The following is a 12120-nucleotide window of genomic DNA, read 5'->3' as shown; positions in this document are numbered from 1 at the left end:
GTATCAGGCTCGCGGATGCGCGAGCTTATAAGCGCTGGTCAGTCGCTCTGTCGAAACGTGGGTGTAGATCTGCGTGGTTCCGAGGCTCGCGTGCCCGAGTATTTCTTGCACCGCTCTCAGGTCGGCTCCGCCGTCAAGGAGGTGCGTGGCTGCGGTGTGCCGTAGCGCATGCGGGCCAATAGTCTCCGCCCCCACGATGGGCGCCAACACTCGGGCGACAAGTTCGTACACCGTCCGTGGACCGACTCTGGAGCCACGGCTTCCCACAACGACCGCTGGCGTGAATGCGCCAGAACGTGCGACAAGCGTGGGCCGGCCGCGACGAAGATAGGCGTGTACCGAGTCTCTGGCTGGGACGCCGAAAGGTACGACCCTCTCCTTGTCTCCCTTACCTAGCACCCGTGCGGTGGCGCGATCCAGATCGAGGTCATCGATATCCAGCCCGCAGAGCTCAGAAACGCGAATTCCCGCCCCGTACAGAAGCTCCAAAATCGCGTGGTCCCGGAGCGCAATCGGGTCCCCTGTCGCCGCCGCCTCCCGGTGCGTGTCGAGCAGCGCCGTCATCGCATCGCGTGACGCGATGGTCGGCAGCGTCTGCGCCTTCTTCGGCGCGATCAGACGAAGGCTTGGGTCGTGCGGGGTGAGACCCGTTTCGTAGGCCCAGCTGAAGAATGCCCTGGCGGCCGCCGCTCGACGCGCGAGCGTCGACCGCGCATCGCCGCGTTGCGTAGCCTCCCACAGCCAGTTCCTGAGCAGCTCCAAATCGACGTCTCTCGGCATGACCCCGCCCGCTGACCTCGCAAAGTCGCGCAGGTCGGAGCGGTATGCCTTCACGGTCGCACGGGATAGTCGCCGCACCTGCTCGAGATGCCCGGCGAACGCGTCGATCGCCGATTCGAAGTCCATCCCTCCACTTTGCCGCCAACTTGGAGTCTCGGGAGTTGCCCCGCCGCCCATCTCCAGGATGTGAGACGCGGTTTCACACCCTCACTCGCCGCCACCTTTCTCCGTCGACCTGAGCCACGTCTTCGAGCTGCAATATTCCCAGCAACGCACTCACGCGTTCTGGTGTGAGACCCGATTTGCTTGCAAGCTCGCCCACAGACAGACGGATCTTCGTACTCATTGCATCAAGGAGACGAGTCCGATCCGGGTCCCCTCCCGCGGTTTCGCCCCTGCCCTCAACCCCGATCCCCCATAGTTCTCTGACTTCTGACGCAGAGGTCACGCATTGCGCGTCGTACTCCCGCAACAACCGATGACATCCTGCCGACGATGCTGATGTCACCGGCCCGGGAACAGCGCCGAGCGGGCGACCGAGAGTTGCCGCATGCCCCGCCGTATTCAACGAACCGCTTCGCCACCCCGCCTCAACGACGACCGTCGCCTGACCAAGGGCAGCGATGAGGCGGTTCCGCGCCAAAAACCGCCACTTTGTCGGCGCAGTTCCACACGGAGGCTCGCTCACCACGGCTCCTTCACTCGCGATCTGGCGCAGAAGCAGCTGGTGTCCTGCCGGATACGCACGGTCGACACCACCCGCGAGGAAGGCAACCGTCGCCCCTCCCACACCGAGTGCGGCTCGATGCGCTGTTCCGTCGATCCCGTACGCACCTCCGGACACCACCACGGCGCCCGTCGCCGCCAGATCGCCAGCCAGTTCAGCGGCCACGTGTTCTCCATATCCGCTCGCAGCGCGGGCTCCGACAATCGACACCCGTGGTTCACGAGTGAGCAGCTCGGGGTTGCCCCGCACCCAGAGCGCACTCGGGGCACTCGCCCCGAGATCGTCGAGCGAAGTCGGCCAGCACTCGTCGCCGGGTACGAGTAGCCGCGCTTGCACGTTCACTGCGGCGTTGAGGGCATCGCGCACAGCACCCACCGTCGCCCTGGGGTGCCACCGTTTTCGTGCATCTTGGAGCGCCTGAGAAGCAGCAGCACTTCCCCTGCCAGACGAGATCGCGGACGAATTCTCCCCCACGGCCAGCGACAGCGCATCTGCCGCCCCCAGCGCTTCAATGAGCGCGCCCGCGACAGTGTCGCCTGGCTCCGCGATCACCGTCCATGTCGCACGCGCGATGCTCTCGCGCATGTCTCCATCAGGGCGGAGCCGATGAGCGAGATCGGCAACAGCGGGATCAGTCAGCAAGCCCTCAATCATCGTGGCACCCCGCTCCGTAGGTGTAGTGCACGCCCTATCTGATCGATCTCTGGCCGCTCAATCCCCGCTAAATCAGCCATGGTCCACGCAACACGGAGCACCCGATCGTAGCCACGCAGCGTCAGCGCGCCGCGCTCCAGAGCGCGATCCAGTGGCGACCTCGTGGCCGCGGGAAGTCGAAGCGCTCCCTGACGCAACCACGTTCCTGGGACATCGGCGTTGCGACGCCACTGCGTACTTTTCCAACGCAAGGCCGCTCGTTCCCGCGCCGCTGCCACTCGGGCCCGCGCGTGGGCTGTGGTGATCTCAGCGCGTCCCTCCCCTGTTGCGCGCGACGCCGCGACACGAGTCACTTGTAGATCTATGTCGATGCGATCGCGAAGCGGACCAGAGAGTCGAGTCGAATACCGTCTGATCGCCATTGGAGGGCACACGCATTCCGCTCCTCGCACACCATGATTGCCGCACGGACATGGGTTCATCGCCAGTACCAACTGGAACCGTGCGGGAAAGCGAGCGGTGAAGCCTGCACGATGCACCTCGATCGTGCCTGATTCGAGAGGCTGCCGGAGGGCGTCGAGCGCCACGCGCGAGAACTCGGCTGCTTCATCCAGAAATAGGACCCCTCGATGTGCCCGCGCGATCGCTCCGGGTCGCGCTGAGCGCGATCCCCCTCCTACAAGCGCGGCAACAGACGCACTGTGATGCGGCGCCTCGAGGGGAGGGAGCGCATCGAGCACCGCAACAGCCTCGCCGCTGAGAGAACGCACCGAGGCTACTTCGAGGGCCTCCTGATCGATCAACAGCGGCATGATGCCAGGGAGTCTGCGAGCGAGCATCGTCTTGCCCGCTCCAGGCGGGCCACTAAGGAGCATGTGATGACCTCCGGCTGCCGCGACGACCAGCGCCTCTACTGCTTCTTCCTGTCCCACAACATCTGCCAGGTCCAGCAGCTCCCGGCCGCCGTGATCTGCCACGATCAGCTCAATGTCTTCCACATCTGGCACCTCGACGTCAGCGCCATGCCAGAGCGCAACCTCGGCGAGTGATGCCGCACCGCGCACTTCGATGTCGGGTACGAGATTGGCTTCCGCCTCATTTCCGCGGGGAACGATGACCGAAGAGAAGCCCGCGCGCGCGGCGGCAAAAACCGCGGGGAGCACCCCTGGTACCGGTCGAATGCGCCCATCCAGGCCGAGCTCACCCATGTGAACGACGGCCGAGATGGATCTTCGATCAATCGATCCGCCCGCAGCGAGCGAAGCGACTGCAATGCCCAGATCGAACCCGGCACCATGTTTTGGCAGGCTCGCCGGCGACAGGTTTACCGTCAATCTTCGACGGGGCAAGTCAAGGCCCGCGTTTTTGCACGCGTTGTGCACCCTCTGCACTGCTTCTCCCAGAGACTTGTCCGGCAGACCGATGATGCGAAATTCCGGAGTCTGGTTGGACATATCAGCCTCCACCTCCACGAGGTGGCCATCGACCCCGGTCAGCGCGACAGCCCAAGTTCGTGCCGTACTCACGCGATGTCCACGAGGTGCTCGAGAGAACCACGAGATGGATCCGGTCCGATGATGCCGATGGCGTCGATCCTGAGAGTGAGGTTTCGGGTGCGATCAGGATGCGCGGAGACCCATGCTTGGGCAAGCTGCCAGAGGCGACGAAGTTTACGGCGGTCGACCGCCTCGAACGGATGCCCATACGCGGCCGTGCGGCGCGTCTTTACCTCGACCACCGCCAGGTGCGTGCCGCTCGCGGCGACAATGTCGATTTCCCCTTGAGAACACCGCCAGTTCCTCGCGAGCACTGCGTAGCCGTTCGCTATCAGGTACTGCGCGGCGCGCTCTTCGCCTGCTCTGCCGAGCTCATCCTTCGCTGCCATGACCCCAGCATCACGCGCTGCCTGTGGGGATTGACTGCGCCGAGACCCTCGACCCCGGGGACGCGGGAAAAGTCAGAAACGCGACAGCGTGTGCAGAAGTCTTGGGCGTGCGCCGATAGCACGCGAGCCGCGGCTATTCGCCGTCGAGGGAGAGTTCCTGCGGCAACTCGAACTCACGGCGCTGGAGCTCTTCCACGTTGACATCTTTGAAAGTGAGAACCCGCACGGCCTTCACGAAGCGATCCGCGCGATAGATGTCCCAAACCCACACATCGCTCATCGATATCTCGAAGTAGAAGTCATGCTCGGTGTCTCGACGGACGACGTTGACTTCGTTCGCCAGGTAGAAACGACGCTCGGTCTCGACGACGTACTGGAACTGGGACACCACATCCCGGTATTCCCGGAACAGTGCTAGCTCGAGCTCGCGGTCGTAGTCGTCGAAGGCTTCCTCATCCATGATGACTCCATCCTAGAGTCGCGAGTGGCCCCTAGCTCTCTCAGAAAAGTGCTGGCGCGTCGGTTATCGCCCAGGAAGCGCGGTGGAAGGGAGAAATTCCGAGGTTTCTGATGGCATCGCGGTGCGCCAGACTCGCGTACCCCTTGTTGCGGTTCCACTGGTAGTCGGGATACACCTCGTGCAGCTCAGCCATGTACCCATCCCGTGCCACCTTGGCGATGACGGATGCCGCCGACACCGACGCGCAATCGCGATCTGCTTTGATGACTGGGCGAACTCGCAGCGCGGTTGGATGAACCTTGGACACGTAATCGTGGTTTCCATCTAGCAACACAATCGAAGCGTCAACCGCCACTCCCTGATCAGCGATCGCCTGAACCGCCCTCGAAGCGGCGAGCCCGAGCGCGCGCATGATGCCGCCCTCATCGACCTCTTCTGCGCTCGCCCAGCCGACCGATGAAGCCTGCACCCAGGCTGCGGCCCTCACGGCGAGTTCCGGCCTGCGCCGCTCCGTGACCAGTTTGGAGTCGCGGAGGCCCTCCGGCACACGCCTACGTGCTCCGGAGGCGTCCATCATGGCGGCGCCAACGGCGACCGGCCCTGCCAAGGCTCCTCGCCCTACCTCGTCGAGCGAAATAATGTGCGTGCACTCCCCCAGCAGCTGACGCTCGAGGGTCAATCGCGGCGCGGCACTTGTCATTCCGGAGCCGGTACGCCGTTGAAGAGCTCGTGGTGCCCGTCGATGGTGCCCACTCGATCAAGCGGCCAGGTGGTGAGAAACGACTTGCCGACGATGTTTTCCATCGGAACGAACCCACCACTGGGGAGGTCCTGGTGGGCACGCGAATCACGAGAGCGGTCACGGTTGTCGCCCATGAGCCAGACCGCCCCTTCCGGCACGACGACGTCGAACGGATCGTTCGATGCTGCGGTATCCCCCTCCGGGAGATTCAAATAACTGAGCTCGTCGATCGGCGCCCCGTTGATGGTGATTTGTCCGAGCGCATTGCAGCACACCACACGATCCCCAGGCAGTCCGATCACGCGCTTGACGAGGTGGTCTTGGGAGTCCGTCGCCGAAACACCAATAAAGTTCAGAACCCAATCGACGGCCTCCAACAGCGGGGGCTGCGCTGGCGGCTGAACCTGAGCATCGAGCCATCCGCCCGGGTCTTTGAAGACGACAACGTCTCCCCGCTCGTATCCGGTCCAGCGCGGTGTAAGTTCATCCACCAAAATGCGGTCGTTGACGAGAAGCGTGCGCTCCATCGAGGCTGACGGAATGTAGAAGGATCGCACCACGAAAGTCTTGACGACGAAAGAAACCAGCGCGGCGATGATGATGATCACCAGGACGTCCCTGAGAAACACCAGGAAGCCGCGGCGACGCTTGGCCGCGGGCGCAGAGGAGGAGTCAGCCATCAGGTTCCTTCACGATCAAGCGCCGTTGTGACGCGCGATAACAAGGTTCGCACACCCTGCAGAGAACGAAGCACCCCAGGACGTCGTGTCCTGGGGTGCTTCGGAAAAACTGCGACTCAGCGCTTTTCCTTGATCTTCGCCTTCTTGCCACGAAGCTGACGGAGGTAGTAGAGCTTCGCGCGACGCACGTCACCGCGGGTAACGACCTCGATGTGGTCGATCACCGGGGAGTGCACCGGGAAGGTACGCTCGACGCCCACCTGGAAGCTGATCTTGCGAACAGTGAAGGTCTCACGCACGCTGTCACCCTGGCGGCCGATGACGACGCCCTGGAAGACCTGGATACGAGAGCGGGTGCCCTCCGTGATGTTGACGTGCACCTTGACGGTGTCACCGGGGAAGAAGTCCGGAATGTCCGAACGGAGGGAAGCCGCGTCAACGGCATCGAGGATCTGCATGATCGTCTCTCTCTGCACTCGCCACAGGTCGGATGCATGATTTTTGAAGGAACAAGAATGGAATGTGCCAGACGGCGCTTACGCATCCGCGGGCTCCCCTGAGGCAGAGCCGGAGACGGCACAACGACTCATTCTGTCATGAATAGAGCGGCCAACCAAAACCGCCGCGTCAGTCGGGAGTATCTGTCTCTCGGATGACGATGACCTCGCGCTCGCGCGAGGGCGCGGCCTGCTCGTCTGCTCTCGGGATCGTGGACCAAGTGATGGTCTCTCGAAGCCGGGCACCGCTTCCTCTCGCCTCACTCCAGAGCTGCCAAAGTTGCAGCCAGAAAAGGCCAATTCCAGCGATGATTGCGCCGGTAAGCAACCAGGCGAAAGCTCCGTCGATGAAGAATCCCACGGCGATAGTGAGGCCATTCCAGAGGGAGAACCCCGCAACGTCCCACCATGACAGCGCACGCTCGATCCGCACAGACGGGCGCGACCGCGTAAGAAGGGTAAGCACAAGCTGCCCCAAGAACACCGACGGCATTGCTATGAGCAGTACCCAGAGGATCGACCAGCCACCCTGAAAGATGCCCCAGCCGATCAGTAGCCAGAGCGGCAGCAGGAAGGCCGCTGGAAAGAGCCAGCGAAAGAAGGCTTGTCGCAACCACATGCTCAGATCGTATGGTGCCGCGCTCCCCAAAAGGCCTGATGTTCGCTGAGAGCGCGCGGAGAATCTCGCCCGCCAGATCAGGGAGAATAGACAAGACGAGAGGAAATCTGATGATCGAACTGCGCACCCCTGCCGAGATCGACGAAATGCGCGCCGCTGGCCGTTTCGTCGCCGAGACACTAGCGACGTTGCGCGACGAGACGAAGGTCGGAACGAACCTTCTTTCGATCGATCGCCGCGCTCACGACATGATCCGCAAAGTCGGCGCGGAGTCCTGCTACATCGATTACCACCCGTCGTTTGGAGCCAGCCCGTTTGGCAAGGTGATCTGCACGTCTGTAAACGACGCAGTTTTGCACGGACTCCCCCACGACTACACCCTGCAGGATGGCGACCTCGTTACCCTCGACTTTGCAGTAGCGGTTGATGGCTGGGTCGCAGACTCCGCGGTCTCGTTCGTCGTCGGCACCGCCCGCGAGGAAGACCTCCGCCTCATCGACACCTCGGAACGCGCTCTCGCCGCGGCCATCGAAACGTCGACGGTCGGGAACCGCATTGGAGACATCTCGGCGGCAGTGGCAAACGTGGCGCATGGCGAGGGCTACTCGATCAATATGGAATTCGGTGGGCATGGGGTCGGACGCACCATGCACGGAGATCCGCATGTGGCCAACGATGGCCGCCCAGGCCGTGGCTATCCGCTGCGCGCAGGACTCGTGCTCGCGCTTGAGCCGTGGTTCCTCGCCACAACCGACAAGCTGATCACCGACCCAGACGGATGGACACTGCGCAGCGCAGACGGCTCCCGCGGGGCACATTCAGAACACACAATCGCGATCACCGAAGACGGACCCATCATCTTGACGGACCGTTCTTTCTTGGGCGTCAACTAGGACTCCGTCCCAGTAGATTCCCCGGAGCTGGAACTTTTCAGCGCGCGGAATACACGTAGACGTCGGTGACCTGCGGCAGCGCGAGCTCCGCTTTCTCCGCGGTCTCGAGGTGGGTGTCCAGGACCGCTTCAATTTCGGATAGCATCGTCGCGCGCGTCTGATCGTCTGCAATAAGAAAGCTACTGACAGTCGCCCAGCGACAAATGTAGTGCTCCCGGGTGATTCGCTCTGTCCACTGCACCTCTTTGTGAAGCGCGAGCCTGAAACCAGGTAGCTCACTATCCGACGTTGCAGTGGTGTCATCAGTAGCGCGAGCGGCCGGGTGAGCGATGCGGTGGCACGCCCTATCCCACTCGCACGACGGGTCCGAGTGATTCCAGACCAATCCGAGCGTTCCGCCTGGCACAAGCACCCGAGCGATTTCCGCACAGGCTGCGGCCCTGTCGAACCAGTGAAATGCCTGCGCAACGGTCACCGCTTGCACGGTGTCATCGACTAGGGGAACGCTCTCCGCCGTGCCAACGAGAGCTTCGACGTCAGGAAACTTGGAACGAAGCACCTGCAGCATCTGTTCCGACGGCTCAACGGCGATGACCTGCCCGGCTACCTCGAGCAGATTCTCGGTGAACTTTCCTGTTCCCGCGCCGAGCTCCAAGACGGTGTCGACCGGATGCGGAAGGATCGCTTCGACAGCGGCCTGTGGAAACCCTGGCCGATACAAGTCGTAGTCCGCTCCAGTCGTCTGAAATGATCTCGCGAGCGCTTCATGCGGCATGCGTCGAAGGTACCAGCGGAGGCGCCATCCTGATGGCCAGACCTCAGTCCTGACGCGAGTCGTCTTTCGGAAGAAGGTCGGGGCGACGCTCCCTGGTGCGCTCGAGCTGCTGTTCGCGACGCCAAGTGGCGATCGCACCATGGTTGCCGCTCAGCAGCATTTCCGGCACAGCGCGTTCTCGCCATGACGCCGGCTTTGTGTATGACGGATATTCGAGCAGCCCATCTTCATGTGACTCTTCGACAAGGCTCTCCGGGTTTCCGACGACACCGGGGATGAGACGGCCAATGGCCTCGACCATCGCCATGGTCGCGACTTCTCCTCCGTTGAGAACGTAGTCGCCGAGGCTGATCAGCCGTACTTCGCCGAGTTCAGCGGCATACTCAAAAACGCGCTCATCAATCCCCTCGTATCGCCCGCACCCGAAAATCAGGTGCTCGCGATTCGCGAGCTCGCGCGCAGTCTTCTGCGTAAAAACCTCGCCTGCCGGAGAGGGGAAGATAATCGTCGGACGCACGGGCCCAGCCGACTCGACGATTTCGTCAAGCGCGGCTCCCCAAGGCTCAGGCTTCATCACCATGCCGGCACCACCGCCATAGGGCGTGTCGTCTACGGTGCGATGACGATCAAATGCCCACTCCCGAAGGTCGCGCACGCGAAGATCCAGGATGCCAGACTGCTGGGCCTTCCCGAGCAACGACAGCGTCAAGCCGTCAAAGTAGGACGGGAAAATGGAGAGGACGTCGATGCGCACCGGAAGAGTCCTATCCGCGGCTACTCGGTAGCTTCGGGATCGGCAGTCGGCGTCGACTCATCTGCCGGGAGTTCAGCCTCAGGAAGTTCTTCGAACAGTCCAGGTGGCGGCGTCACAATCACACGGCCGGCGGAAACATCTACCGTCGGCACGATTGCGGAGACGAACGGAACCATGAGTTCGTTCTCGCCCGACTTGACGATTAATAGGTCTTGGGCTGGGAAGTGCTCGACGCGCACAACTTTTCCGACGACGACGTCGTCACGAACGACGTCAAGGCCCACCAGCTGGTGATCGAACCACGCGTCATCTTCAACTTCGTCAAGATCTTGATCGATCCAGAGAATTGCTTTGACGAGGCTCTCGGCCGCTTCGCGGTCATCCACGTCTTCGAAGAATACGACGGGGCTACCGTTCATCACTCTGTACTCACGCACGGTGATGTCTTTGCCGTGCCATGGCGAAGCCTCAGGCACTTGCACAGTAAATGCTGCGCCCGTTACAAAGCGGCCAGCAGGATTATCGGTGTACAGCTCGAGCTTGAGCCCGCCCTTGAGTCCATGCGCCTTGACAAGGCGACCTACTCGCAGCTGGTTCTTGCCCTGGTTGCGGTCCTTCGAGACCACGTCAGTCGTCCGCGACATCGACGCGGACCCGACGCCCATCAGCCAACGCGCTGACGAGGGTGCGAAGGGCCTTCGCAGTGCGGCCGCCGCGCCCGATCACGCGTCCACGATCGTCGGGGTGCACGCGCACCTCGAGGAGATCGCCTCGCGGCGATGTGGATTCGTTGATACGGACATCTTCGGGGTGATCAACGATCCCCTTGACGATGTGTTCGAGCGCGGCGGCAAGCACGACGGATTACTCTGCGTCTGCTGCGGGAGCCTCAGCGGCCTCCGCGTCGGCGGCGGGAGCGTCCTCTGCGGGAGCTTCCACCTTCTTCTCAGCCTTGGGCTTGACGACCGACTTCTTCGAAGCGTCGATCTCAAAAGGAACCTTAGGCTCCTTGACCTTGAGCGTGGACTTTGCGTCCTTGTCGCCCTTGAACTTGCCCCAGTCACCAGTGATCTTGAGGATCGCGGCAACCTGCTCGGTCGGCTGCGCGCCAACCGAGAGCCAGTACTGCGCACGCTCAGAGTTGACCTCGATGAAGGAAGGCTCCTCGGTGGGGTGGTACTTGCCGATCTCTTCGATCACGCGACCGTCGCGCTTGGTCTTCGAGTCCGCAACGACGATGCGGTAGTACGGCGCACGGATCTTGCCCATGCGCTTGAGACGAATCTTTACAGCCACGATTCTCCTGAATTGTGTGGAAGGAAACGAACTGGTCGCCTGGAGAGTGGGGTGCACACCCGGCGGAAGCTCAAATGAGGTGGAGGTCTGCTGGATAGAGGGTCGAGCAAGCCTTCCGACCTTCTATTCTGCCAGATGTGAACGCCCCGCGCGAAACGAGGGGGTGCCGTGTCGCCACTGGTGCGTGCCAGACTATGCGGGTGAAGATCGAGTTCGCCTCTTCGGCCCGCTCCACCGTCGGCCTCGAATGGGAAATTATGCTCGCGGATCCCGCGAGCGGTGACCTGGTGGGTCGCGCGCCCGAGTTGCTGGAGGCGCTCGAAGATGCAAGCGCTGACGAACGCCACACCGTAACTGGCGAGCTTCTGACGAACACGATCGAGGTGACCAGCGGAATCGGCGACTCCGTGGCGCACGCCGTCGACGACATTGCGAACGCGTTGACAGCGGTACGCGCGTCTACCGACCCGGCCGGCGTGGAACTTCTTTCTGCCGGCAGCCATCCGTTCGCCCAGTGGTTCGACCAGGAAGTCACCGACAAGTCTCGATACCACTCGCTCATTGAGCGCACCCAATGGTGGGGGCGCAACATGATGATCTGGGGTATCCACGTGCATATTGGTGTGGAGGACCACCGCAAAGTCTTCCCGATCATCAACGCGCTCTCCGGCTATCTCCCGCACCTTCAGTCACTGTCAGCGTCGAGTCCTTTCTGGGCTGGTGAGCGCACGGGCTACGCCTCCAACAGAGCGCTCGTCTTTCAGCAACTCCCCACGGCGGGCCTCCCCTGGCCTCTGCAGGACTGGGCACAGTACGAGTCCTATCTCGACGACATGGTGCGAACAGGCGTTATGGCCGACGCGACAGAAGTGCGCTGGGATATTCGCCCTGCCCCCCGATGGGGCACCATCGAGGTGCGCGCATGCGACGGTCTCTCTACACTTCCGGAGCTTGCCTCGGTTGCGGCGCTTGTGCAGGTGCTAGTAGAGGATTTCTCTCGGCGACTCGATGACGGCGAGACACTGCCGTCGATGCCCGCCTGGTTCCACCGCGAGAACAAGTGGCGCGCCGCGCGATACGGGCTAGAGGCGCGTGTCATCGTCGATGCCGATGGCACCCAGCGTCCGGTACGCGAGCACCTTGCAGAGACGTTGGAGCGGCTCGCACCGACGGCCGTCGAACTCGGTTGTGGCCGAGAATTTGGCGGGATCGCGACGATTCTGGAGGGCGGCGCCAGCTACGCGCGTCAGCTCTTCGTCGCGGACGCCACCGGGAGTGACCTGACCGCGGTGGTGCAACATCTCATTCGAGAATTCCGCACAGGGCCGGAATCTTCCACTGACACGCCCTGAACCCAA

16 protein-coding genes are annotated in these 12120 nt (G+C 62.5%); 2 read left to right on the top strand and 14 right to left on the bottom strand.

Features of this window, described 5'->3' with window-relative positions; genetic code table 11:
* Positions 1-3 precede the first annotated feature (3 nt).
* The 9 genes from AB0O87_RS09650 to AB0O87_RS09610 all read right to left on the bottom strand — a co-directional run bounded on the left by AB0O87_RS09650 (position 4) and on the right by AB0O87_RS09610 (position 7044).
* Positions 4-906 carry a tyrosine-type recombinase/integrase gene (locus AB0O87_RS09650; RefSeq protein WP_363514740.1) on the bottom strand — a complete coding sequence of 301 codons (903 nt, stop codon included), beginning with the start codon at positions 904-906 and terminating at the stop codon, positions 4-6.
* A gap of 73 nt (positions 907-979) precedes the next feature.
* The gene (gene dprA / locus AB0O87_RS09645) at positions 980-2161 is read right to left on the bottom strand and encodes a DNA-processing protein DprA (protein ID WP_363514737.1); all 1182 of its coding nucleotides are present in this window, start codon (positions 2159-2161) and stop codon (positions 980-982) included.
* Positions 2158-3687, bottom strand: a complete 1530-nt coding sequence (locus tag AB0O87_RS09640; RefSeq protein ID WP_363514734.1) for a YifB family Mg chelatase-like AAA ATPase — start codon at positions 3685-3687, stop codon at positions 2158-2160. The genes dprA and AB0O87_RS09640 overlap by 4 nt, the downstream gene beginning before the upstream one ends.
* Positions 3684-4046 carry a YraN family protein gene (locus AB0O87_RS09635; protein ID WP_363514731.1) on the bottom strand — a complete coding sequence of 121 codons (363 nt, stop codon included), beginning with the start codon at positions 4044-4046 and terminating at the stop codon, positions 3684-3686. Before AB0O87_RS09635 ends, AB0O87_RS09640 begins: the two co-directional genes overlap by 4 nt.
* Positions 4047-4179: 133 nt before the next feature.
* On the bottom strand, positions 4180-4506 hold the full coding sequence (locus AB0O87_RS09630) for a DUF2469 family protein (RefSeq protein WP_017204525.1): 327 nt from the start codon (positions 4504-4506) through the stop codon (positions 4180-4182).
* A 40-nt stretch (positions 4507-4546) separates the two neighbouring features.
* A complete protein-coding gene (locus AB0O87_RS09625; protein ID WP_363514728.1) occupies positions 4547-5206 on the bottom strand; it encodes a ribonuclease HII in 660 nt (219 codons plus the stop codon).
* Positions 5203-5928, bottom strand: coding sequence for a signal peptidase I (gene lepB / locus AB0O87_RS09620; RefSeq protein ID WP_363514726.1), 726 nt, complete (start codon positions 5926-5928; stop codon positions 5203-5205). The genes AB0O87_RS09625 and lepB overlap by 4 nt, the downstream gene beginning before the upstream one ends.
* 116 nt (positions 5929-6044) lie before the next feature.
* A complete protein-coding gene (gene rplS / locus AB0O87_RS09615; protein ID WP_363514723.1) occupies positions 6045-6386 on the bottom strand; it encodes a 50S ribosomal protein L19 in 342 nt (113 codons plus the stop codon).
* Between the two features lie 169 nt (positions 6387-6555).
* Positions 6556-7044: an MFS transporter permease gene (locus AB0O87_RS09610; protein ID WP_363514720.1), complete on the bottom strand. Its 489-nt coding sequence runs from the start codon at positions 7042-7044 to the stop codon at positions 6556-6558.
* A 110-nt stretch (positions 7045-7154) separates the two neighbouring features.
* Between AB0O87_RS09610 and map the strand changes: the two genes are divergently transcribed.
* Positions 7155-7937, top strand: a complete 783-nt coding sequence (gene map / locus AB0O87_RS09605; protein ID WP_363514717.1) for a type I methionyl aminopeptidase — start codon at positions 7155-7157, stop codon at positions 7935-7937.
* A 37-nt stretch (positions 7938-7974) separates the two neighbouring features.
* Here map and AB0O87_RS09600 read toward each other — a convergent pair whose 3' ends face one another.
* From AB0O87_RS09600 to rpsP, 5 genes are read right to left on the bottom strand one after another with little or no spacing between them, the layout of a single operon-like run.
* Positions 7975-8712 (bottom strand): class I SAM-dependent methyltransferase, encoded by a 738-nt coding sequence (locus AB0O87_RS09600; protein ID WP_363514714.1) that lies wholly within the window; start codon positions 8710-8712, stop codon positions 7975-7977.
* A gap of 43 nt (positions 8713-8755) precedes the next feature.
* Positions 8756-9466 (bottom strand): tRNA (guanosine(37)-N1)-methyltransferase TrmD, encoded by a 711-nt coding sequence (gene trmD / locus AB0O87_RS09595; protein ID WP_363514711.1) that lies wholly within the window; start codon positions 9464-9466, stop codon positions 8756-8758.
* 20 nt (positions 9467-9486) lie between these two features.
* Positions 9487-10110, bottom strand: a complete 624-nt coding sequence (rimM, locus tag AB0O87_RS09590) for a ribosome maturation factor RimM (protein ID WP_363514708.1) — start codon at positions 10108-10110, stop codon at positions 9487-9489.
* Positions 10094-10324: an RNA-binding protein gene (locus AB0O87_RS09585; protein ID WP_017830729.1), complete on the bottom strand. Its 231-nt coding sequence runs from the start codon at positions 10322-10324 to the stop codon at positions 10094-10096. The genes rimM and AB0O87_RS09585 overlap by 17 nt, the downstream gene beginning before the upstream one ends.
* A gap of 6 nt (positions 10325-10330) precedes the next feature.
* On the bottom strand, positions 10331-10762 hold the full coding sequence (rpsP, locus tag AB0O87_RS09580) for a 30S ribosomal protein S16 (protein ID WP_363514703.1): 432 nt from the start codon (positions 10760-10762) through the stop codon (positions 10331-10333).
* A 200-nt stretch (positions 10763-10962) separates the two neighbouring features.
* On the opposite strand from rpsP, the gene AB0O87_RS09575 reads away from it, so the two are divergent.
* Positions 10963-12114, top strand: coding sequence for a glutamate--cysteine ligase (locus AB0O87_RS09575; protein WP_363514700.1), 1152 nt, complete (start codon positions 10963-10965; stop codon positions 12112-12114).
* Positions 12115-12120: the final 6 nt, after the last annotated feature.

The organism is Microbacterium sp. NPDC076768 (assembly GCF_040687205.1).
In the GTDB taxonomy this organism is placed as follows: domain Bacteria; phylum Actinomycetota; class Actinomycetes; order Actinomycetales; family Microbacteriaceae; genus Microbacterium.
This window is presented reverse-complemented; position numbering and strand designations above follow the sequence as displayed.

Coding starts and splice junctions, on each gene's coding strand:
- AB0O87_RS09635 (WP_363514731.1), bottom strand. CDS start 4,046: ATGGCAGCGAAGGATGAGCTCGGCAGAGCAGGCGAAGAGCGCGCCGCG.
- AB0O87_RS09600 (WP_363514714.1), bottom strand. CDS start 8,712: ATGCCGCATGAAGCGCTCGCGAGATCATTTCAGACGACTGGAGCGGAC.
- AB0O87_RS09625 (WP_363514728.1), bottom strand. CDS start 5,206: ATGACAAGTGCCGCGCCGCGATTGACCCTCGAGCGTCAGCTGCTGGGG.
- lepB (WP_363514726.1), bottom strand. CDS start 5,928: ATGGCTGACTCCTCCTCTGCGCCCGCGGCCAAGCGTCGCCGCGGCTTC.
- map (WP_363514717.1), top strand. CDS start 7,155: ATGATCGAACTGCGCACCCCTGCCGAGATCGACGAAATGCGCGCCGCT.
- rplS (WP_363514723.1), bottom strand. CDS start 6,386: ATGCAGATCCTCGATGCCGTTGACGCGGCTTCCCTCCGTTCGGACATT.
- rimM (WP_363514708.1), bottom strand. CDS start 10,110: ATGTCGCGGACGACTGACGTGGTCTCGAAGGACCGCAACCAGGGCAAG.
- AB0O87_RS09650 (WP_363514740.1), bottom strand. CDS start 906: ATGGACTTCGAATCGGCGATCGACGCGTTCGCCGGGCATCTCGAGCAG.
- AB0O87_RS09630 (WP_017204525.1), bottom strand. CDS start 4,506: ATGGATGAGGAAGCCTTCGACGACTACGACCGCGAGCTCGAGCTAGCA.
- AB0O87_RS09610 (WP_363514720.1), bottom strand. CDS start 7,044: ATGTGGTTGCGACAAGCCTTCTTTCGCTGGCTCTTTCCAGCGGCCTTC.
- dprA (WP_363514737.1), bottom strand. CDS start 2,161: ATGATTGAGGGCTTGCTGACTGATCCCGCTGTTGCCGATCTCGCTCAT.